Annotated in this window: 20 protein-coding genes and 1 pseudogene; 11 read left to right on the forward strand and 10 right to left on the reverse strand. The window is 72.1% G+C overall.

Annotation, left to right across the window (positions count from 1 at the left end):
• Positions 1–58: 58 nt before the first annotated feature.
• The 5 genes from sigE to ACZ4S3_RS08830 all read left to right on the forward strand — a co-directional run bounded on the left by sigE (position 59) and on the right by ACZ4S3_RS08830 (position 5,513).
• Positions 59–829: an RNA polymerase sigma factor SigE gene (gene sigE, locus ACZ4S3_RS08810; RefSeq protein ID WP_467929683.1), complete on the forward strand. Its 771-nt coding sequence runs from the start codon at positions 59–61 to the stop codon at positions 827–829.
• Positions 826–1,788, forward strand: a complete 963-nt coding sequence (locus tag ACZ4S3_RS08815) for a zf-HC2 domain-containing protein (RefSeq protein ID WP_467928594.1) — start codon at positions 826–828, stop codon at positions 1,786–1,788. Before sigE ends, ACZ4S3_RS08815 begins: the two co-directional genes overlap by 4 nt.
• Before the next feature lie 719 nt (positions 1,789–2,507).
• Entirely contained in the window at positions 2,508–4,139 is a 1,632-nt protein-coding gene (locus ACZ4S3_RS08820) for a S1C family serine protease (RefSeq protein WP_467929687.1), read from the forward strand.
• A 117-nt stretch (positions 4,140–4,256) separates the two neighbouring features.
• A complete protein-coding gene (locus ACZ4S3_RS08825; RefSeq protein WP_467928597.1) occupies positions 4,257–4,748 on the forward strand; it encodes a sec-independent translocase in 492 nt (163 codons plus the stop codon).
• A gap of 117 nt (positions 4,749–4,865) precedes the next feature.
• Positions 4,866–5,513 carry a hypothetical protein gene (locus ACZ4S3_RS08830; protein ID WP_467928601.1) on the forward strand — a complete coding sequence of 216 codons (648 nt, stop codon included), beginning with the start codon at positions 4,866–4,868 and terminating at the stop codon, positions 5,511–5,513.
• 92 nt (positions 5,514–5,605) lie between these two features.
• Here the strand turns inward: ACZ4S3_RS08830 and ACZ4S3_RS08835 are convergent, their stop codons facing one another.
• The 3 genes from ACZ4S3_RS08835 to ACZ4S3_RS08845 are packed head-to-tail and all read right to left on the reverse strand — an operon-like array spanning position 5,606 to position 8,690.
• Positions 5,606–6,772 carry an Mrp/NBP35 family ATP-binding protein gene (locus ACZ4S3_RS08835; RefSeq protein ID WP_467928604.1) on the reverse strand — a complete coding sequence of 389 codons (1,167 nt, stop codon included), beginning with the start codon at positions 6,770–6,772 and terminating at the stop codon, positions 5,606–5,608.
• Between the two features lie 42 nt (positions 6,773–6,814).
• Positions 6,815–7,399: a DUF1003 domain-containing protein gene (locus ACZ4S3_RS08840; protein WP_467928608.1), complete on the reverse strand. Its 585-nt coding sequence runs from the start codon at positions 7,397–7,399 to the stop codon at positions 6,815–6,817.
• Positions 7,389–8,690 (reverse strand): magnesium transporter MgtE N-terminal domain-containing protein, encoded by a 1,302-nt coding sequence (locus ACZ4S3_RS08845; protein WP_467928611.1) that lies wholly within the window; start codon positions 8,688–8,690, stop codon positions 7,389–7,391. The genes ACZ4S3_RS08840 and ACZ4S3_RS08845 overlap by 11 nt, the downstream gene beginning before the upstream one ends.
• A 219-nt stretch (positions 8,691–8,909) precedes the next feature.
• Between ACZ4S3_RS08845 and ACZ4S3_RS08850 the strand changes: the two genes are divergently transcribed.
• Positions 8,910–9,692 (forward strand): hypothetical protein, encoded by a 783-nt coding sequence (locus ACZ4S3_RS08850; RefSeq protein WP_467928616.1) that lies wholly within the window; start codon positions 8,910–8,912, stop codon positions 9,690–9,692.
• Positions 9,693–9,717: 25 nt separating this feature from the next.
• On the opposite strand, the gene ACZ4S3_RS08855 is transcribed toward ACZ4S3_RS08850, so the two are convergent.
• The 3 genes from ACZ4S3_RS08855 to ACZ4S3_RS08865 form a co-directional block, all read right to left on the reverse strand.
• Entirely contained in the window at positions 9,718–10,260 is a 543-nt protein-coding gene (locus tag ACZ4S3_RS08855; RefSeq protein WP_467928620.1) for a hypothetical protein, read from the reverse strand.
• Positions 10,261–10,387: 127 nt separating this feature from the next.
• Positions 10,388–10,618, reverse strand: a complete 231-nt coding sequence (locus tag ACZ4S3_RS08860; RefSeq protein ID WP_467928624.1) for a hypothetical protein — start codon at positions 10,616–10,618, stop codon at positions 10,388–10,390.
• 61 nt (positions 10,619–10,679) lie between these two features.
• Positions 10,680–11,810 carry a magnesium and cobalt transport protein CorA gene (locus tag ACZ4S3_RS08865; RefSeq protein ID WP_467928629.1) on the reverse strand — a complete coding sequence of 377 codons (1,131 nt, stop codon included), beginning with the start codon at positions 11,808–11,810 and terminating at the stop codon, positions 10,680–10,682.
• A 445-nt stretch (positions 11,811–12,255) separates the two neighbouring features.
• Between ACZ4S3_RS08865 and ACZ4S3_RS08870 the strand changes: the two genes are divergently transcribed.
• Complete coding sequence (locus tag ACZ4S3_RS08870) at positions 12,256–12,843, forward strand: suppressor of fused domain protein (protein WP_467928634.1); 588 nt, start codon at positions 12,256–12,258, stop codon at positions 12,841–12,843.
• A gap of 310 nt (positions 12,844–13,153) precedes the next feature.
• Here the strand turns inward: ACZ4S3_RS08870 and ACZ4S3_RS08875 are convergent.
• Positions 13,154–13,651 (reverse strand): annotated as a pseudogene (locus ACZ4S3_RS08875) (MFS transporter); the annotation flags it as partial.
• A gap of 331 nt (positions 13,652–13,982) precedes the next feature.
• Here ACZ4S3_RS08875 and ACZ4S3_RS08880 point away from each other — a divergent pair.
• The 3 genes from ACZ4S3_RS08880 to ACZ4S3_RS08890 all read left to right on the forward strand — a co-directional run bounded on the left by ACZ4S3_RS08880 (position 13,983) and on the right by ACZ4S3_RS08890 (position 16,325).
• Positions 13,983–14,621 (forward strand): DUF6758 family protein, encoded by a 639-nt coding sequence (locus ACZ4S3_RS08880; RefSeq protein WP_467928638.1) that lies wholly within the window; start codon positions 13,983–13,985, stop codon positions 14,619–14,621.
• 126 nt (positions 14,622–14,747) lie between these two features.
• A complete protein-coding gene (locus ACZ4S3_RS08885) occupies positions 14,748–15,602 on the forward strand; it encodes a PHP domain-containing protein (protein ID WP_467928642.1) in 855 nt (284 codons plus the stop codon).
• A gap of 117 nt (positions 15,603–15,719) precedes the next feature.
• Entirely contained in the window at positions 15,720–16,325 is a 606-nt protein-coding gene (locus tag ACZ4S3_RS08890; RefSeq protein ID WP_467928646.1) for a MarC family protein, read from the forward strand.
• Between the two features lie 82 nt (positions 16,326–16,407).
• On the opposite strand, the gene ACZ4S3_RS08895 is transcribed toward ACZ4S3_RS08890, so the two are convergent.
• A complete protein-coding gene (locus ACZ4S3_RS08895) occupies positions 16,408–16,560 on the reverse strand; it encodes a hypothetical protein (protein ID WP_099871903.1) in 153 nt (50 codons plus the stop codon).
• A gap of 200 nt (positions 16,561–16,760) precedes the next feature.
• On the opposite strand from ACZ4S3_RS08895, the gene ACZ4S3_RS08900 reads away from it, so the two are divergent.
• Positions 16,761–17,687, forward strand: a complete 927-nt coding sequence (locus ACZ4S3_RS08900; protein WP_467928650.1) for an NYN domain-containing protein — start codon at positions 16,761–16,763, stop codon at positions 17,685–17,687.
• A gap of 102 nt (positions 17,688–17,789) precedes the next feature.
• On the opposite strand, the gene ACZ4S3_RS08905 is transcribed toward ACZ4S3_RS08900, so the two are convergent.
• The gene (locus tag ACZ4S3_RS08905) at positions 17,790–18,242 is read right to left on the reverse strand and encodes an SRPBCC family protein (RefSeq protein ID WP_467928652.1); all 453 of its coding nucleotides are present in this window, start codon (positions 18,240–18,242) and stop codon (positions 17,790–17,792) included.
• Positions 18,243–18,252: 10 nt separating this feature from the next.
• Complete coding sequence (locus tag ACZ4S3_RS08910) at positions 18,253–19,107, reverse strand: alpha/beta fold hydrolase (protein ID WP_467928653.1); 855 nt, start codon at positions 19,105–19,107, stop codon at positions 18,253–18,255.
• Positions 19,108–19,296: the final 189 nt, after the last annotated feature.

Raw genomic sequence — 19,296 nt, forward strand, 5'->3', positions numbered from 1 at the left:
GAAGCAGGACCAAATGCAGGTCAAAACTGCTTATCCGGAGCTAACGGGCGAGGTGGATATGGTAGGGGCTCTACTGGACACCACCAGAGCCACCAGGGGAGGTGCGGCTGCGGCGGGTGACCGAGGAGTGCTGAGGCGCTTGAAAAGGTCGTTCGCCGAGCCGAAATCCGTGACAAACACCGCTGACCGTCTCCGCACCACCAACTCCGCAACCACCGCGACCTTCGCCGAGGACGCGGATGCGCAGGCGTGGACTCCGCCCAGCTGGGAGGAGATCGTCAGCACCCACAGTGCACGGGTCTACCGCCTCGCCTACCGCCTCACCGGCAATCAGCACGACGCCGAGGACCTCACCCAGGAGGTGTTCGTCCGCGTCTTCCGCTCGCTGTCGACGTACACCCCCGGCACCTTCGAGGGCTGGCTGCACCGCATCACCACCAACCTCTTCCTGGACATGGTCCGCCGCCGCCAGCGCATCCGCTTCGACGCGCTCGGTGACGACGCCGCCGAAAAGCTGCCCAGCCGCGAGCCGGCGCCGCAGCAGCATTTCGACGACACCCACTTCGACGCCGATGTGCAGCACGCGCTGGACACCCTTGCCCCCGAATTCCGGGCCGCCGTCGTCCTGTGCGACATCGAAGGCCTCTCCTACGAGGAGATCGCCGCGACCCTGGGCGTCAAGCTCGGCACGGTCCGCAGCCGGATCCACCGCGGCCGCTCCCACCTGCGCAAGGCGCTCAAGCACCGCTCCCCGGCGGCGCGCGCCGAAGAGCGCAAGCAGCAGCGGTCGCTGGCCGTGGTCTCCACCGGGGAGGTCGGGATCGCGTGAGCCTCAGTGGCGGTCCGTCCCCCGCCGAGCAGCATCTCGGCGACCGCCTCGCGGCCCTGGTCGACGGCGAGTTGGGGCATGACGCGCGCGAGCGGGTGCTCGCGCATCTTGCGACGTGCGGAAAATGCAAGGCGGAGGCCGACGCCCAGCGTCGGCTGAAGACCGTTTTCGCCGAGACGGCACCCCCCGGTCCCTCCGCGGGGCTGCTGGCGCGCCTTCAGGGGCTGCCCGGCGGCGATCCGGGCGGACCCGGCAGCCGGCTCGGGGCCGGCGGCCTCGGACGCGGCGACTTCGCCAGGGGCGGCGGCTCCTTCGGCTACGTTCCCGGCGACGGGCATGGCCGTCGGGCCGACCGTGCGATGGCGGGTCTTGCCGCGCAGCCGCGGCAGCGCGGCTTCCGGGTGCATGAGGCCGAGCGGCCCGCTCCGCAGCGGCGCCGGTTCGCCTTCGCGGCGGCCGGTGCGGTCTCGCTGGCGGCCTTCGCGCTCGGCGGTGCCCTTCCGCTGGAGGCGGCTGTCGATGTGCCCGGCGGCCGCGCCGACGGCGGCGGCACGGCCGTTACGCCGCTCAGCGCCACCCCGGCGTCCGGCAGCGGTGCGCAGGCCCGTACCGGCGAGCTCCTCGCGACCAGGGACTCCCGGAGCGGCACCGGCCCGCGCAGCGGCGTTCCCACGGTGGCCCCGGCCCCCAGCGCGATGAGTCTCTACGCCCCCGGCGCGGCGTTCTCGCCGCACTCCCCGGCGGCCATGAACCCGAGCGGACGGTTCGGCCTGTCGCCCCTGATAGCCGCGACCGGCCCGGCTTCGCCGTACCACCTCTCCCCGGTGGCCGACGAGCCCGGCAAGGCGCCCGCCCGCGCCTTGCCCCCGCTCCCGCCGCTGGAGCCCAAGCGCCCGCTGATCGGCTCCGCCGCCCCGGCCGGCCCCTCCGCACCGGGCGCAACTCCCGACCGGCACTGACCGCCCACTGCGCAGCCCCGCACGGAACTGGTTGAATTCCTGTTTGGGCGGCGCACCCCTGTCCGGGGCGCGGGCCGCGAGGTGGCGGTGGCCCGCGCGAGACGTGGGCGAAATATGGGGAGAGCATGGACGACGGTAAGGCCGCCGGGCCGAAGCTGAAGTGGTGGAGCCGCCCGGGACGTCCGGTGACGCAACCGCCCGCCGAGGCCGCTCCGCAGGCACCGGTGCCTCCCGCCGACCGCTCGGCCGGGGCGGCCGCGGGGGGCTCGGGGGCCTCGGGTGACGAGGACTGGACCGTCCGGCCACCGGAGGGGGCGGGCGGTGCCGGTGCGGGCGTGGCGTCCGCGCCATCGGACGCCACGGAACCGGCCGAAGCGGCGGCAGCCGCCGGACCGGCCGAACCGGCCGCGGCCGCCGAGGAGTTGGCGAAGGCCGCGGATCCTGCCGGAGACCCAAGTGGCATATCGGGCGCCGATACGGCGGGCCGCGACCGGCCCGTGCCCTCGACCGTGACGCTCGGCCAGGTGCCCATCGGCGCACGGGACGAGGCGGCGGCCGGGCCACGGGCCGAAGCGCCGGGCAGCGGGACCGCGACGGCCACGGCCGAGCCCGCCGGCGCGCCGGAGCGGCCCCGGCCGCTGCACGCCGAGGACCCCTACGGCACTCCTCCCTACGGCGGTCCCGGGCCGTGGGCGCCCGCGCCGCCCGTACAGCGCCCGATGGCGACCCCGGCGCAGGGCACCAGGCTCCCGCCGTACGCGATGCCCGCGCAGGCCCCGATGCCGGGCACGTCCTACCCGGCCCCGCCGCCGTCGCAGCCGCCGACCGCGCCCGGCGCGCAGCCGCCCGCGGCACCCGGCGCCCCCGCCCCGCAGCCGCCGGCCGACGCCGCGCAGGCCGCCCCGCAACCGCCCCTCCCCGCCGGCGACGACCGCCCCTCCCTGCAGAAGCCCCCGGCCCCGCAGGCCGGCGGCCAGGAGCCCCTACCCGCTCCGCCCGCGGCTCCCGGCGCCCCCGACACCACCGTCTTCGTCCCGCACCCGGGCGACGGCGGACCCCGCCCCGCCGGGAGCCGGGCGGCCCTGCCGGGCGGCCACGGACCGGCTCCCGTTCCCGTTCCCGCTCCCGTCCCCGTTCCCGTCCCCGTCCTCGCGGTTACCGGTGCCTGGCAGCAGTACGACCCCTGGAGCGCCCCCCAGCACGGCGGCCCCACCGCACCCCCGCCACCGCGCAGCCGGCGCGGCAAGCGCGCACCGCTGGTGATCGGTGCGGTCGCGCTCGCCCTGCTCGCGGGGGGTGTGGGCGGCGTCATCGGCGCGTACATCGAGCGGTACGGCGGCATCAACGACATCAAGCTCCCGCAGGCCGCGAACGACGACGGGGTCCGCAACCCCGACAGCGTTGCCGGGATCGCGCAGCGGGCGCTGCCGGGGGTGGTCACCCTGCACGTCCGGGGCAACGCCGAACAGGGCACCGGCACCGGCTTCGTCCTCGACCACGAGGGGCACATCCTCACCAACAACCACGTCGTCGAGCCGGCCGGGACGGGTGGCGAGATATCGGTGACGTTCAGCGGCGGCCAGACGGCCAAGGCCAAGGTCGTCGGGCAGGACGGCGGCTATGACCTCGCCGTCGTCCAGGTGGAAGGCGTTACCGGGCTGCGTCCGCTGACCCTCGGCAACTCCGACTCGGTGCGGGTAGGCGACCCGGTCGTGGCGATCGGCGCCCCGTTCGACCTCGCCAACACCGTCACCTCCGGCATCATCAGCGCCAAGCAGCGCCCGATCACCGCGGGCGGCCAGAAGGGCGACGGCAGCGATGTGTCCTACGTCGACGCGCTGCAGACGGACGCCCCGATCAACCCGGGCAACTCCGGCGGCCCGCTGGTGGACGCCAAGGCGCGGGTGATCGGCATCAACAGCGCCATCCGGGCGGCCGACAGCGGCAGCGGGCCGGACGGCGGCGGCCAGGGCGGCAGCATCGGCCTGGGCTTCGCCATACCGATCAACCAGGCCAAGCGGGTCGCCGAGGAGCTGATCAACACCGGCCGGGCGACACACCCGGTGATCGGCGTGACGCTGGAGATGGAGTACGCCGGGGACGGTGCTCGGGTCAGCGACCGGAGCAAGGATGGAAAGGCGCCGGTCACCCCGGCCGGCCCCGGAGCCAAGGCCGGGATCAGGGCCGGCGACGTGATCACCAGGGTGGACGGTGCGCCGGTGCACAGCGGCGAGGAGCTGATCGTCAAGATCCGCAGCCACCGGCCCGGCGACACACTGGTGCTGAGCGTCCAAAGGGGCGGAAAGGAGCGGACCATCCGGCTGACGCTGGGTTCCGCCGGCAGCAGCTGATCGTTTGCACGGAGTTGGCACGGGTGACTCCCGGCCGACGCGACGGGCCAGGTACCGTGATAGTCGGCCTGGCCCCTCAGTCCATCGAAGGCCGCGGATAACCCAAGGAGCTGCAAGGTGTTCTTCGACATAGGACCCCTCGAGCTGGTAGCGCTCGTGATCCTTGCCGTGCTCATCTTCGGACCGGACAAGCTGCCCAAGCTCATTCACGACGTCACGGGCTTCATCCGCAAGGTGCGGGCGTTCTCCGACAGCGCCAAGGAAGACATCCGCAGCGAGCTGGGCCCGGAATTCAAGGACTTCGAGTTCGAGGACCTCAAGCCCAAGAATTTCGTCCGCAAGCATGTCCTGGAGAAGGACGAATACGGCCTCAAGGACCTCCAGGAGATCCGTAACGGCTTCGACTTCAGGTCCGAGATGGCCGATCTCGAGGACGTCGTCCACGGCCGCGACGACGCCTCCGACGCGCCCGCGAGCCCCTCGAACGGCGCACGCGCCAACCTCTCCAAGGAATCCCCGGCCGCCGCCTCCGACCGCCTCGACATGGTCAAGCGGCCCGCCGACGGGCAGCCGGCGGAGCGTCCGCCTTTCGACGCCGACGCCACCTAGTACTCCCGTATGCCCGGCTGTGTTGACCCCTATGGCTATGCTCCCGGTGTCCGGGGTGAGGACGCCTGAGGGGGGCGGGCCGCCCACGACGCAGGGCAACAAGGAGGCGCCGCGCAGATGGAGACGACGAGTCCGACACCGACCCACCAGGCGTCCGCCGACGTCGGCCGGAAGGTCGACGGCTATCTGCTGGCCGCGTTCCCGTGGTACGGCCTCGACGAGGCGTTCACCGGGCCACGCTGGCTGATGCAGGTCGGCGCGGCCGCGGACGGCACCGTCGAGCACGGTGCCACCGGGCACGGCCAGGAGCCGACCATAAAGGTGGACACGGGCCAGGACGAGGACCGGTTCGCGGTCGTGGTCACCGTCGCCAGCCGCCCCGTCCGGCGCAGCGCCGACGGCACCGGCGTCCTGGAGGCCACCTCGGTTTCGACGGCCGCCTGGCTCGCCGGGTCCGGGCTGCTCGCGCATACCTGGCCGTCCCATATGGACCGGGCGCTGCGCCAGGACTGGCTGGACCAGCAGACGATGATCGCCTGGGAGCTGGCCGACGACCTCGGCGGCGAGAGCTGGAGCGAGCTGATGCTGCCGGTGGACGGTGTGCCGATGCCGTTCCGCTACCGCGAGTCCGAGTACGGCTGGGTGCTGGCCGGCTCGTCGGGCGAGGGCATCGAGGGCGTGCACATCGGCGCGTACGGGCGCGGGATGAGCGCGTACGGCCTGGGCTTCTCGGTCGTCAAGGACCTGGCGGCGTACGAGAGCTGAGCGGCCCGGCGGTGTGAGCGGCCCGACGAAGAAGGGGCGGACCCTGGTGGGCCCGCCCCTGCGGCGTTTTTCCGGGCGCCGCTCCCGGGCGCTCAGAACTTGTTGCGCGGCGTGATGCCCAGCGACATGCCCGACAGGCCGCGTTGCCGGCCGCCCAGCTTGCCCGCGATGGTGCGGATCGCGGCGCCCGCGGGGGAGTCAGGGTCGGTCAGCACGACCGGCTTGCCCTCGTCGCCGCCCTCGCGCAGCCGGACGTCGATCGGGATGGAGCCCAGCACCGGCACCTGCGTGCCGGTGGTCTTCGTCAGGCCCTCGGCGACCCGCTCGCCGCCGCCGGTGCCGAAGACGTCGACCATCTCGTCGCAGTGCGGGCAGGGCAGCCCGGCCATGTTCTCGACCACGCCGACGATCTTCTGGTGGGTCTGCACGGCGATCGAGCCGGCCCGCTCGGCGACCTCGGCGGCGGCCTGCTGCGGGGTGGTGACGACCAGGATCTCGGCGTTCGGCACCAGCTGGGCGACCGAGATGGCGATGTCGCCGGTGCCCGGCGGCAGGTCCAGGAGCAGGACGTCCAGGTCGCCCCAGTAGACGTCGGCGAGGAACTGCTGGAGGGCGCGGTGCAGCATCGGGCCGCGCCAGACGACCGGGGCGTTGCCCGGGGTGAACATGCCGATCGAGATGACCTTCACGCCGTTCGCCGACGGCGGCATGATCATGTTCTCGACCTGGGTGGGTTTGCCGTGGGCGCCCAGCATGCGGGGCACCGAGTGGCCGTAGATGTCGGCGTCGACGACACCGACCTTCAGGCCGTCGGCCGCCATCGCCGCGGCGAGGTTGACGGTCACCGACGACTTGCCGACGCCGCCCTTGCCGGAGGCGACGGCGTAGACGCGGGTCAGCGAGCCGGGCTGGGCGAACGGCACCTCGCGCTCGGCGGTGCCGCCGCGCAGCGACGTCGCCAGCTCCTTGCGCTGCTCGTCGCTCATCACGTCCAGCTCGACGGCGACGGAGGTGACGCCCTCGACCCGCTCGACGGCCTCGCGCACATTGCTGGTGATCGTCTCGCGCATCGGGCAGCCGGAGACGGTGAGGTAGACCACGACCGCCACCGCGCCGTCCGCCGCGATGTCCACCGATTTGACCATCCCCAGTTCGGTGATGGGGCGGTGGATCTCGGGGTCGTTCACCGTCGCGAGCGCGGCGCGGATCGCGTCCTCGTGCGGCGCGGAGTCAGTGGGCTGGGGCGTGTCGGTAGCCATGCCCCGATGGTACGGCGCTGGAGAGGGCCTCCGGTAAGGCCGTCAGCGGTCGCGTTCGTCACTCTCCGCTTCGACCATCCGCCGCAGCTCCAGATCCCGCATCCGGTCCTCCAGCTCCGAGCGGATCCAGTCGCGGGTGGCGACCTCGCCGAGGCCGAGCCGCAGCGCCGCGATCTCCCGGGTCAGATATTCGGTGTCGGCGATGGAGCGCTCGTTCTGCGCGCGGTCCTGCTCGTGGGTGACCCGGTCGCGGTCGTCCTGCCGGTTCTGTGCCAGCAGGATCAGCGGCGCCGCGTACGACGCCTGCAGGGACAGCGCCAGCGTCAGGAAGATGAACGGGTACTGGTCGAACCGCAGGTGGCCGGGTGCCAGGATGTTCCAGCCGATCCAGGCGATGACGATGACCGTCATCCAGACGATGAACCGGCCGGTCCCCAGGAACCGGGCGATCTTCTCCGACAGCCGCCCGAACGCCTCCGGGTCGTACTCCGGCCACAACGAACGGCGCGGCGCCCGCGGCTGGTCCAGGCGTACCCGTGGCCGGTCGGACGGGGCACCGCGGCGTACCGCGGAGGCGCCGTGCGCCCGCACCCGCTCCTTGCCGCCGTCCCGCTCCTCAGCGCCCACCCGCGGCCCCCCGCAGATCCGGCGCGCCGCTCACCCCGGCCGGGCCGTGCAATTCGGCCTCCCGCCAGTCGTCGGGCAGCAGATGGTCCAGTACGTCATCGACGGTGACCGCGCCCAGCAGCGAGCCGCTCTCGTCCACGACGGGCGCGGCGACCATGTTGTACGCCGCCAGATAGCTGGTCACCTCGGGCAGCGGGGTGCTCGGTGACAGCGCGGGCAGATCGGTGTCGGCGATGGAGCTGACGAGGGTGAACGGCGGGTCGCGCAGCAGCCGTTGGAAGTGCACCAGCCCCAGATATTTGCCGGTGGGGGTCTCGTCGGGCGGGCGGCAGACATAGACCTGCGCGGCCAGCGCGGGGGAGAGGTCCGGGTCGCGGACCCGGGCCAGCGCGACCGCCACGGTCGCGTCCGGGCGCAGCACGATCGGCTCGGTCGTCATCAGACCGCCCGCCGTCCGCTCCTCGTACGCCATCAGCCGGCGCACATCCGCGGCTTCGGCCGGCCGCATCAGGGCCAGCAGCCGCTCCTTCTCCTCCTCGGGCAGCTCCGAGAGCAGGTCGGCCGCGTCGTCCGGGTCCATCGCCTCCAGGACGTCGGCGGCCCGCTCCTCCTTCAGCTTGCCGATGATCTCGACCTGGTCGTCCTCCGGCAGCTCCTCCATGACATCGGCGAGCCGGTCGTCATCGAGCGCGGCGGCGACCTCCCCGCGCCGCTTGGGGGAGAGGTGGTGCAGTACGCCGGCGAGGTCGGCCGGCCGCAGCTGTTCGAAGGTGGCCAGGAGGTTCTCCGCGCCCTGCCCGTGCTCCTCCAGCGAGAAGCCGGTCACCGCCGACCACTCCACGGTCAGCGCCTCCCCCTTGCGGCGCAGCGCCCCGCCCTTGCCCTTGCGGACGAAGACCTTGTCGATCTCCCAGTCGCGGCGGGCCGGCAGCTGGATGATGCCGATGTCGAGGACGGTGACCTCCTCGCCGGTCTCCACCAGGCGCACCCGGCGGTCCAGCAGCTCGCCGAGCACCAGCGTCTCGGAGGCGCGCTGTTCGAAGCGCCGCATATTGATCACGCCGGTGGTGATGACCTGGCCGGACTCCACGCCGGTCACCCGGGTCATGGGCAGGAAGATCCGGCGCCTGCTGACCACCTCGACGACCAGACCCAGCAGCCGCGGCGGGCGCGCGCCGACCCGCAGCATCGCCACCAGGTCACGGACCCGGCCGACCTGGTCGCCGTTGGGGTCGAAGACGGCGACGCCGGAGAGATGGGAGACGAAGACCCGGGGAGTGACCACCGCCATGCGCAGTGCCTCCCTTTCTTCCATTTCACCCGGAATGTGCCCTCAAGTCGCGTTCAGGCTAACGCGCCCGGGTCGGTGGCGCCCCGGGGAGAACCCGTATGGTTCCCACCCGCCACGGCCGTACGGGTGTGCGCACCACACCCCGCCGAAAACCCTGCACCGCCCAGGTACGCTGCCGTACTGCTGTCGAGGTCACCCGCATCAGGAGGCAGAGCCGACGTGACTGCTACGCCCTTGGGGACGCGTCCCCGAGCCCTGACCGGCCGCCGTCGCACGGGACGGGCGGCGCTCGTCGGGGCGGTGTGCGCGGGACTGGCCGCGGCGCTCACGGGCTGCGGCGCCGAGGACCCGGACGCCGGCACCAACGGCGTCGGCAAGCTGCCCGCCGCGAAGATCGAATCCAAGGCGCAGACGGCCGCCGAACAGGCCGATACGGTCCGGCTCTCCGGCAATGTCGTCAGCCAGGGCCGTACCTACAAGCTCGACATGCGGCTCGCCCGGAACGGCGCCAAGGGGGAGCTGAGCACCAACGCGGCGGCCTTCTCGCTGCTGCGGGTCGGCAACGCGCTCTATCTCAAGGCGGACGCCGCCTTCTGGGCCGGTGAGAAGACCGGCAAGTCCGGTACACCCGACGAGTCCGCCGCCGCCAAGCTCGGCGGCAAATACGTCAAGGTGCCTGCCACCGACCCGGTGTACAAGCGCTTCAGCGGCTTCACGGACAAGGACACACTGCTGGGCAGCCTGCTCGCCCTGCACGGGAAGCTCGCCACCGGCGACCGCGGCGACACCGGCGGCGTCCGTACCATCCGCCTCACCGCGGCGGCGGGCTCCGGCGGCACCCTGGACGTCTCCCTGGAGGGCACGCCGTACCCGCTGCGGATGGAGCGCGCGGGCGGTGCGGGAGTGGTCCGGCTCGACGACTGGGGAAAGAGCGTGGATCTGAAGGTCCCGGCCAAGGACCAGGTGGTGGACTACGGGTCGCGGGTGTCGGGCAAGGGCTGAGGGCCCCGCCGCCGCACGCGGCCGGTCAGCCCTTACGGCCCCGGCGCAGCAGCCTGGGCAGCGCGGCGGGCGCGGGCCGGCGCGTGGTCGCGGACGTCGCCAGCGGCGGCGCGGCATGCGCTCCGTCCGGCATCCGGCCGGGTCGCTGCGCCGCCTCCTCACCGGTCGGCTCCAGCCGCAGCACCCGGCACTCGCGCGCCCAGCGCTCCGCGATGGTGTCCGTGTCCGGAGCGTTGAGCCGCTTGCCCTTCAGCTCCTCGACCGCACTCCGCCAGGCCTCGCCCTCCGGCGCCAGCTCCTGGACCCGGGCCTGCCAGGCGACCAGCCGCCCGCCCTTGTCCTTGCTGCGTACCGTGACCGTGGCCGTACCGCCGTCGGTCAGCCCGAGGTCGGCCAGCGGCTGCTCCCCGGCACCGTCTCCCACGAGGCAGGCCGCCCCGTCGTGCCACAGATGCCACAGCGCACGCGCCGGGCCCGCCGTGCCGTGCACCCAGATCAGGCCGGACTTCTTCGTGGCCTCTTCGATGAGCGCGCGATCCTGCAGGGCCTGCGACACGGTCTCCGTCATACGGGTCAGCCTAATGGGCGCGCCCGCACCCGCCCGGGGCCGCCCAGGCGCTGAGACGCCCCGGCTCAGGTGCTGAACGCGCGGGCGAACCCGGCCAGATTCTGCGGGCAGGCCCATATCCCGCGGGTCATCCGGCCCTCGTACCAGGACTCGCGCCACTCGCCGGGCCAGCCACGCTCGCTACGAGGTTCTTCGCGCACTCCCGCACCGTCCCCGGCGCATTGCCGAGGTAGTAGCCGTGCCGGATGTCGTCCCACTCGTCGATCAGCTTGTCCCACTCGGCGGGGGTGGTGGGCGCGGGGGTCGGGGTCGGCTCATCGTCGTCGTACCGGTCATCGGCAGGCTCCGCACTGGTCATGATCCGAGGATGACACGGGGGTCTGACAACGCCCGCGCCGCGCCGGCCCCCAACTGCCCTGTCAGAGCCACCCGTTCCGCTTGAACCCCCGGTGGATGCCGAAGCAGATGGCGACCGTCACCAGCATCATGGCCGGATAGCCGAACTTCCAGTGCAGTTCCGGCATGTACGTGAAGTTCATGCCGTAGATCCCGGCGATCATCGTGGGCACGGCGAAGATCGCCGCCCAGGCCGTGATCTTGCGCATGTCCTCGTTCTGCGCCACGGCCGCCTGCGCGAGGTTGGCCTGGAGGATGGAGTTCAGCAGGTCGTCGAAGGACAGCACCTGCTCGTTGACCCGCGCCAAGTGGTCGGCCACGTCACGGAAGTACTTCTGGATGTCCGCGTCGACCAGCCGCATCGGGCGCTCGCTCAGCAGCTGCATCGGCCGCAGCAGCGGCGACACCGCGCGCTTGAACTCCAGCACCTCGCGCTTGAGTTGGTAGATCCGCCCGGCGTCGCCGCCCTTGGCGGACGAACCCTTGGCGCCGGTCCCCTTGCCGTTGGTGCCCGAGCTGAAGACGTCGATCTCCACCTCGTCGATGTCGTCCTGCACCGCACCCGCGACCGCCATATAGCCGTCGACGACCTGGTCGGCGATGGCGTGCAGCACCGCCGACGGGCCCTTGGCCAGCAGCTCCGGGTCGTCCTGCAGCCGGTGCCGCAGGGCGCGCAGCGAGCCCTGGCCGCCGTGCCGCACGGTCACGATGAAGTCCCGGCCGGTGAAGCACATCACCTCGCCGGTCTCCACGACCTCGCTGGTCGCGGTCAGCTCGGCGTGCTCGACGTAGTGGACCGTCTTGAAGACGGTGAACAGGGTGTCGTCGTAGCGCTCCAGCTTGGGCCGCTGGTGGGCGTGGACGGCGTCCTCCACGGCCAGCGGGTGCAGCCCGAACTCCTGGGCGATACCGGCGAATTCGGCCTCCGTGGGCTCGTGGAGCCCGATCCAGGCGAAGCCGCCGTCGGCGCGGACGCCGGCCATCGCCTCGGCCGGGGTGACGTGCTCGCTCACCCGGCGGCCCTCGCGGTAGACACCGCAGTCGACGATGGCGCTGTTGGGGCAGGCCGGGGCGGAGGTTTCGTAGTGGTAGGGGGTGTCGTCGCGGCGACGGGAGGGACGGACGGCGGCGCGCAGGTCGCGGATCATCGACATGGCAGGCTCCTTCACGGGCCGGCCGCCAGTTAGGAGCGCGGGGCGCAACGCTGCCCGGAACGAGGACGTACGAGGCATCTTTGACCGTACGTCCGCAAAGCGGGCGGCGCTCCGTGCGGTGACACTGACGGCAGTTCGCAGAACACGGAAATTGAGAGTCGAAGGCGCTCTTCCGTCATCTACATCCGGCGCAAAGGAACTTCCTGGTTTCGCCGCTGAACGGCGGGGTACGGAAGCTCTCGGATCAGGAGATTCGCTGCGCGAGGGGGATGACAGGAGAACTATCGGTACTGCACGGTCGACTCGGATCCACCGCAGCCCCACCTCCTCCGGCCGGTCCCCGTTGGGGGACGACGTCATTCCCTGACCAGACGGCAAGGCTATCAGCCGTCTGAAGCGTTACGGTGCGGCTTTGCTTGTTCGATACGAGTCTTATGCTCGCGGCATGTCTGACGTTCTTGAGCTGGTCGAGGCCCGGTTGCGGACAACCCTGGGCGAGCCGGACGCACGCGCCGCCGTCACCTTCCTCGGCACCGACCGTATCGAGGTACTCCGCTTCGTCGACGACGGGGTCGTGCGTTACGCCACCCTGGGGATGTCCGGCCGGCCGATGGCCGATCCCACGGTGGTGGTGGCCGACCCGCTGCGCGGCCCCCGCGCCGAACTCGTACTGACCATACGGGGCGGCCGCGCGGACACCGACAAGGTACTCCGCCCGCTCGCCGTACTGGCCGCTTCCCCACAGGTCGAGGGGGTGATCGTGGCCCCGGGCGCTTCGCTGGACGTCGGCGGGCCGCTGTGGCCCGCCGCGCCCTTCACCTCGGTCCTGGTCGCCGAGGCCGGCGGGCTGGTCGAGGACCTGGAGCTGGATGAGCCCGCCGATCCGGTCCGCTTTCTGCCGCTGCTGCCGATGACGCCCAACGAGGCGGCCTGGAAGCGGGTGCACGGCGCCGAGGCCCTGCAGGAACGCTGGCTCCGGCACGGTACGGATCTGCGAGACCCGTTGCGGCAGGGCGTACCGCTCGAGGACTGAGGGGCTGCCGGGGGCGCCGCTGCTCGGTGGGCAGCCGGGGCGAGGGCCGTGTGCGGCCCGGGGCCTGACCGGGGCTGTCGCGGTGGGAGCCCCGGTCACGCCGGGCGTCAGTCGGCGAAGACCGTGAGGCCTTCCTCCGTCCCTCCCCCGGACTCCGTCCGGGAGGACCCTCCTCGCGGTTCCGGTTCCGGTTCCGGTTCCGGTTCCTCGGCCCGGAGGGCCAGGGCATGGCGGCGGGCGGCGACGATGCCCGCCCCGGTCACCGCGGCGACGGCGGCGACCACGAAGGGGAGGTGAATGTTGCTCCATTGCCGATGGCCATCAGGACGGCGGTGCCGAAGAACGGGTAGCGCCACTTCATGTCGCCGAGGATCGCGCCGAGCAGGGGGCCGCAGGCCATGCCGAGCCCGAGGGCGGACTCGTACAGCAGGATCGCCGCCGCGCTGCCTCCGGCGGCGGCGCCCACTATGACCGCCAGCGACGTCGAGACGAAGAGCGCGTTGCCCAGGCCCCAGCCGGCCCGGAAGCCGACCAGTTCGCCGACCGATACGGACATGCCGGAGAGCGCGGCGAAGACCACGACCAGGGCGAGTCCGGCCAGCAGGGTCTTGCGGCCGCCGATGCGGCTGGAGACGAAGCCGGTGACCAGCATCGCGACGGCGGTGATCAGGAAGTAGGAGGTGAACAGGAGCGAGACCTGGCTGTTGGAGGCGTGCAGCCCCTGGGCGATGGAGGGGAGGATCGGGTCGACGAGGCCGATGCCCATGAAGGCCACGACCGAGGCGCCGGCGGTGGCCCAGACTGCCATCGGCTGGCGCAGGATCGACGCTTTGCCCTCGTTGAACGCATCGCCGTCGGCGTCGCTGTGGCCGCGGCTGTCCGTGCTGCTCTGCACGCTGCGGTTCCCCTTCCCGTGACCGGTTCCGTTGCGGTGTTCCGCCGAGATGGTTGGCGTATGCACACAGTAAGTTAGGCGAGCTAAAGAGTGCAAACTGCAACTAAAATGGCCGCCGGTGCCGCCGGAGCGGGACGCGCCGCGGAACGGACGGCCAAAAGGGCGCCCGGGTACGTGATTCCGGGCACACCGGATGGGTGATCGTCCTTGACGCGAACGCGGGCCTGGAGGACCGTTGGTCCTTATGAGGGGCGAACCCAGTTGCCCGAAGTGCGGTGGCCGGGTGCGGGCGCCCGGTCTTTTCTCCGACTCCTGGCAGTGCGCCGTGCACGGCGTCGTGCACCCACTCCAGCCGGTCGTCCCGCCGAGCGTCGAGGCGCTCGGCGTTGTCGTGCACCGCGCTCAGGTGCCCGTATGGATGCCCTGGCCACTGCCCGTCGGCTGGCTGTTCACCGGCGTCGCGTGCGCCGGTGACGACCGCAGCGGCGGCCGCGCGACCGCGGTGGCCTGCTCGGGCCCCGGACCGCTGGGCGGCCCCGGCGAACTTCTGCTGATCGCCGAGGAGCTGGGCGTCGGCCTCGGCGCACGCTACGCCGGGATAGACGGCCTGGACCCCGGCCCCCATATGTGCGTGGACAAGCCCCCGCACGCCAAGGTGCTCGCCGCCGGGCGGCCGACCCCGATGTGGCATGTGGACGATGCGCCCGGTGACCGCGCGGTCTTCGCGGGCGAGGCGCGCGGGCTGTGGCTGTGGGCCATCGCCTGGCCCGAGAGTTCGGGCCTGCTGATGTACGACGAGCTGGTGCTGACGGATCTGCGGGAGGCGGGCGCCGAGGTGGATCTGCTGCCGTGCGGGGCGCTGTCGCCGCGGATCCTGGGCTGAGCCGCATGGCGGGGCCGTACGCCGCCTGACGGGGGCATGTCCGGGCGGCCGGTATCCTTCTGGGGCAGTGTTCTGCGATCGCCCCGAGATCCCCCGTCCGTCCCGCAGCAGTCTGGAGTCCGCGTCGTGCGCATCGATCTGCACACCCACTCCACGGCCTCCGACGGTACGGACACCCCCGCCGAGCTGGTGCGGGCCGCCGCGGCCGCAGGTCTTGACGTCGTCGCGCTGACCGACCACGACACCGTCGGCGGGTACGCCGAGGCGCGGGCCGCGCTGCCCGAGGGGCTGACGCTGGTCACCGGGGCCGAACTCTCGTGCCGGATCGACGGGGTGAGCCTGCACATGCTCGCCTACCTCTTCGACCCCGAGGAGCCCGAGCTCTTCCGCGAGCGGGAGCTCGTCCGGGACGACCGGGTGCCGCGGGCCCAGGGCATGGTCGCCAAGCTGCGGGAACTCGGAGTGCCCGTCACCTGGGAGCGGGTGGCGGAGATCGCCGGGGACGGTGCCGTCGGCCGCCCGCACATCGCGACCGCCCTCGTCGAACTGGGCCTGGTCGCCTCCGTCTCCGATGCCTTCACCTCCCAGTGGCTCGGCCACGACGGCCGGGCCTATGTCGAGAAGCACGAGCTGGATCCGTTCGACGCGATACGGCTGGTCAAGGCCGCGGGCGGGGTCACCGTCTTCGCGCACCCGCTGGCCGTCAAGCGCGGCAGCTGCGTACCGGAGAGCGTGATCGGCGAACTCGCCGCGGCCGGGCTCGACGGCATCGAGGTCGACCACATGGACCACGACGGGCCGACCCGCGCCCGGCTGCGCGGCCTGGCCGCCGAGCTGGGCCTGCTGACCACCGGCTCCAGCGACTACCACGGCAGCCGCAAGACCTGCCGCCTCGGCGAATACACCACCGACCCCGAGATCTACGGTGAGATCGTGCGCCGCGCCACCGGCGCCTTCCCCGTGCCCGGCGCGGGCGGCTGAGCCCACCCCGGCAGGCCGCCACCGCCGCAGGCTGCGCGCGGCCGCGTCCCGGCCCACACCTTTTCCCACGGGCCTTGGTCCGCCCGTACCTTCCCTCCATCCCGCAAGGCCATCACCGTGTTCGATGTCGCTGTCTTCAGTACGCTCTTTGTCACCCTTTTTGTCATCATGGATCCCCCTGGGATCACCCCGATCTTTCTGGCCCTGACCTCGGGGCGCCCGGCCAAGGTGCAGCGCCGGATGGCCTGGCAGGCCGCCGCCGTCGCGTTCTGCGTCATCGCCGTCTTCGGCCTCTTCGGCCGGCAGATCCTGGGCCGGCTGCACATCTCCACGCCCGCGCTGATGATCGCGGGCGGGCTGCTGCTCCTGCTGGTCGCGCTGGACCTGCTGACCGGAAAGTCGGAGGAGCCCACCCAGACCAAGGACGTCAATGTGGCGCTGGTGCCGCTGGGTATGCCGCTGCTGGCCGGGCCGGGCGCGATCGTGTCGGTGATTCTCGCGGTGCAGCATGCGCACGGGTTCGCGGCCCAGCTCTCGGTCTGGACGGCGATCGCGGCGATCCACGTCGTGCTCTATCTGGTGATGCGGTTCTCGCTGGTGATCATCCGCGTGATCAAGGACGGCGGGGTCGTCCTGGTGACGCGGCTCGCGGGCATGATGCTCTCGGCGCTGGCGGTGCAGCAGATCATCAACGGCGTGACCCAGGTGGTCCAGGGTTCCTGACGTCCCGGTTCCCGGACGCGAAGCGCCCCCGTACGGTGTCCGTACGGGGGCGCTTCGACGTCGGTATCAGCGGGCGTCGGCGTTAACGGGCGGCGGTGTCGGCCGGGCGGATGTAGATGCGCTGGCCTATGGCTGCGGCCTGCTGCACGATCCGGTTGACGGAGGCGGCGTCCACGACGGTGCTGTCCACGGCGGTGCCGTCGACGTCGTCCAGGCGCATGATCTCGAAGCGCATATGGCTTCTCCCTTCGTCTGATCCTCCTGCGGAGAACTGAGTGATATGGGCGGCGCGGCTTCGTTGCCAGGCGTTCCGTACCGGTACAACGACCCGCACCCTGCAATCATTCCCTACGCTAAAGAAAATTTTCGAGAAACTAAGTACTTGCTGGTAGAGCGGTTGTCTCACAGAGTGACCGCCCGGACAATGGGTCCCGTATGAACGACGTCCGGCCCCCCGGCCCCACCGACCTCGCCGCGCTCGCCGCAGGAATCGAGCGCACCAACGAGCTGCTCACACGGGTACTCGCCGAGGTCGCCACCACCCCGTCCACCCACGCGGCCTTCGTGGACGCGGGCTATGTCTATGCGGCGGCGGGGCGGCTGGTCACCGGAACGGAGGACCGCAAGGCGTTCGAGCTCGATGCCGAGGCGATCATCGAGGCCTTCATCGACAAGGCGCGGATGATCTTCCCGGACAGCCGGCTGCTGCGCGTCTACTGGTACGACGGCGCGCGCCGCCGCATCCACACCCAGGAGCAGCAGCGGATCGCCGAGCTGCCGGACGTCAAGGTCCGGCTGGGCAATCTCAACGCCAACAACCAGCAGAAGGGCGTCGACTCCCTGATCCGCTCCGATCTGGAGTCACTGGCCCGGCACCGCGCGATCAGCGACGCGGTGCTGATCGGCGGCGACGAGGACCTGGTCTCGGCGGTGGAAGCGGCGCAGGGGTACGGCGCGCGGGTGCATCTGTGGGGCATAGAGGCCCCCGGGGGCCGCAATCAGGCCGAGCCGCTGCTGTGGGAGGTCGACAGCCAGCGGACCTTCGACCGGGACTTCTGCAAGCCGTACGTGACCCGGCGGCCCGGCCCGGAATGCGCCGAACCGGCGGCGGCCGAGGGCCCGGCGCCCGGCCGCGAGGAGGTCCGCTTCGTGGGGGCGCGGGTCGCCGCCCAGTGGCTTTCGGAGCGCGGCCACGACTGGATGGCGACGCTGCTGCCCGGCCACCCCTACCTGCCCGGCTCCGTCGACCAGGAGCTGCTGACGGCCGCGGAGGCGCTGCTGCGGCACTCCCTGCGCGGCCACGCCGACCTGCGCCGCGTCCTGCGGGACGGCTTCTGGGACCACGTACAGGGCCGGTACTAGGTCACGTACAGGGCCGGCGCCCGGTGCGGCAAAGGGACCCGCGTCGCGGGAGGTGGCACCGGCCTTCGGTCCCGCACCGGCCTTCGGTCCCGCACCGGCCCGTCACGCCCTCGCCAGCAGTTCCACGAGCCGGTCGAAGAAGCCCTCCCAGCCCGACTGTGCCTGCTTGTACTGCTCGGCGGTCAGATTGCCGCCGTCCTGGCGGAAGGCCATCTCCGTATGGCCGCCGAGGTCGGTGAGGGTCACGCGGACGGTCTCTCCCTCGGCGCCGCTCGGCGCCGAGGCGTCCTTGAGGGTGAGCACCAGGTGTTCGGGAGCCGCCACCTCGCGGTACTCGCCGGAGAACGGCATCTCGCCGCCGTCCGGGGTGTTCATCACCAGGCTCCAGGTGCCGCCCGGACGGACGTCCATCGTCATCCGGTCGGCCGGCACCGTCAGCTCCCCGCCGAACCAGTACGCGAAGTGCTCGGGCGTCGTCCACGCCTCGAACACCAGGTCGCGGCGTGCGTCGAAGGTGCGGGTGAGTGCGATGCCCTGCTGGGGGTTTGCCGTCATACGACCAGACCTACCGCACGGAGCGCCAGAATCCCGCCAACGCCGCCGCCGTGGCCGCCGGCTGCTCGGCGTTGGGGGAGTGCTCGGCGCCCTCGATGACACTCCGGTGGGCGGCCAGCCGCTCGGCCATGTCGTCCATCAGCGGTACCGGCCAGGCGTAGTCGACGGCCCCGGAGATCACGTGCAGGGGCAGCGCCACGGCCGCCAGCTCCGCCACCCGGTCGGGCTCCGCCAGCATCTGACGTCCGGTCACCATCAGCTGCTCGGGAACGGTGTTCAGCCAGCGCCGGTGCAGGAACGCGCCGATCTCCGGCGGTGTCGTCCGGTCCGTGGCTTCCACCGGGTCCAGCTCGCGCATCGCCTGCCACACCGCCTCCATGCCCAGCGTGCCCAGCGCCTCGGTCAGCATCCGTACCCGGGTCCGCTGGGCCTCGGCGATGGCGGCCGGGCCCGAGCTGAGCACGGTCAGCGAGCGGAACGGTGCCGGGTCGAGGAGTACGCAGGCGCGGGCGATCAGGCCGCCGAGGGAGTGCCCCAGCAGATGTACGGGACTGCTCAGGGCCTGCGCCTGGGCGAGCGCGTCGAGGGCCAACTCCCGCTGTGCGTAAGCCGATTCATCGCGCGGACCGGGGGATTCGTGCTGCCCCCGGCCGTCCACCGCCACCACCCGGAACCCGGCCGCGGTCAGCGGCTCGAGCAGCGCGATGAAGTCCTCCTTGCTCCCGGTGAACCCCGGCACCAGCAGGGCGGTCCCGGCCGGGGTGCCGTCGGGCCAGGCGTCGTGCACGGCGAACGTCCCGCGCTCGGTTTCGAGCCGGTACGCGCGGGCGCACGGAGGGAGCTTGAGGGTGGGTGGCGTGCTCATGGCGTGAGGCTAACGGACGGTCCGGCACCGTGAAGCGCCGACGGCCCGGCCCCCGCGCGGTGCGGGGGCCGGGCCGTCGGGGTGCCTGAAGGTCAGCTCTCCGGCGTGGCCTCAGCCGCACCGGAGGCGGCCTTCGCGCGGGTGCGGCGGCGGACCGGCTTGGCCTCCGCCGCATCCGTGCCGTCGACC

The sequence above is a fragment of the Streptomyces sp. NPDC028368 genome (assembly GCF_055565615.1).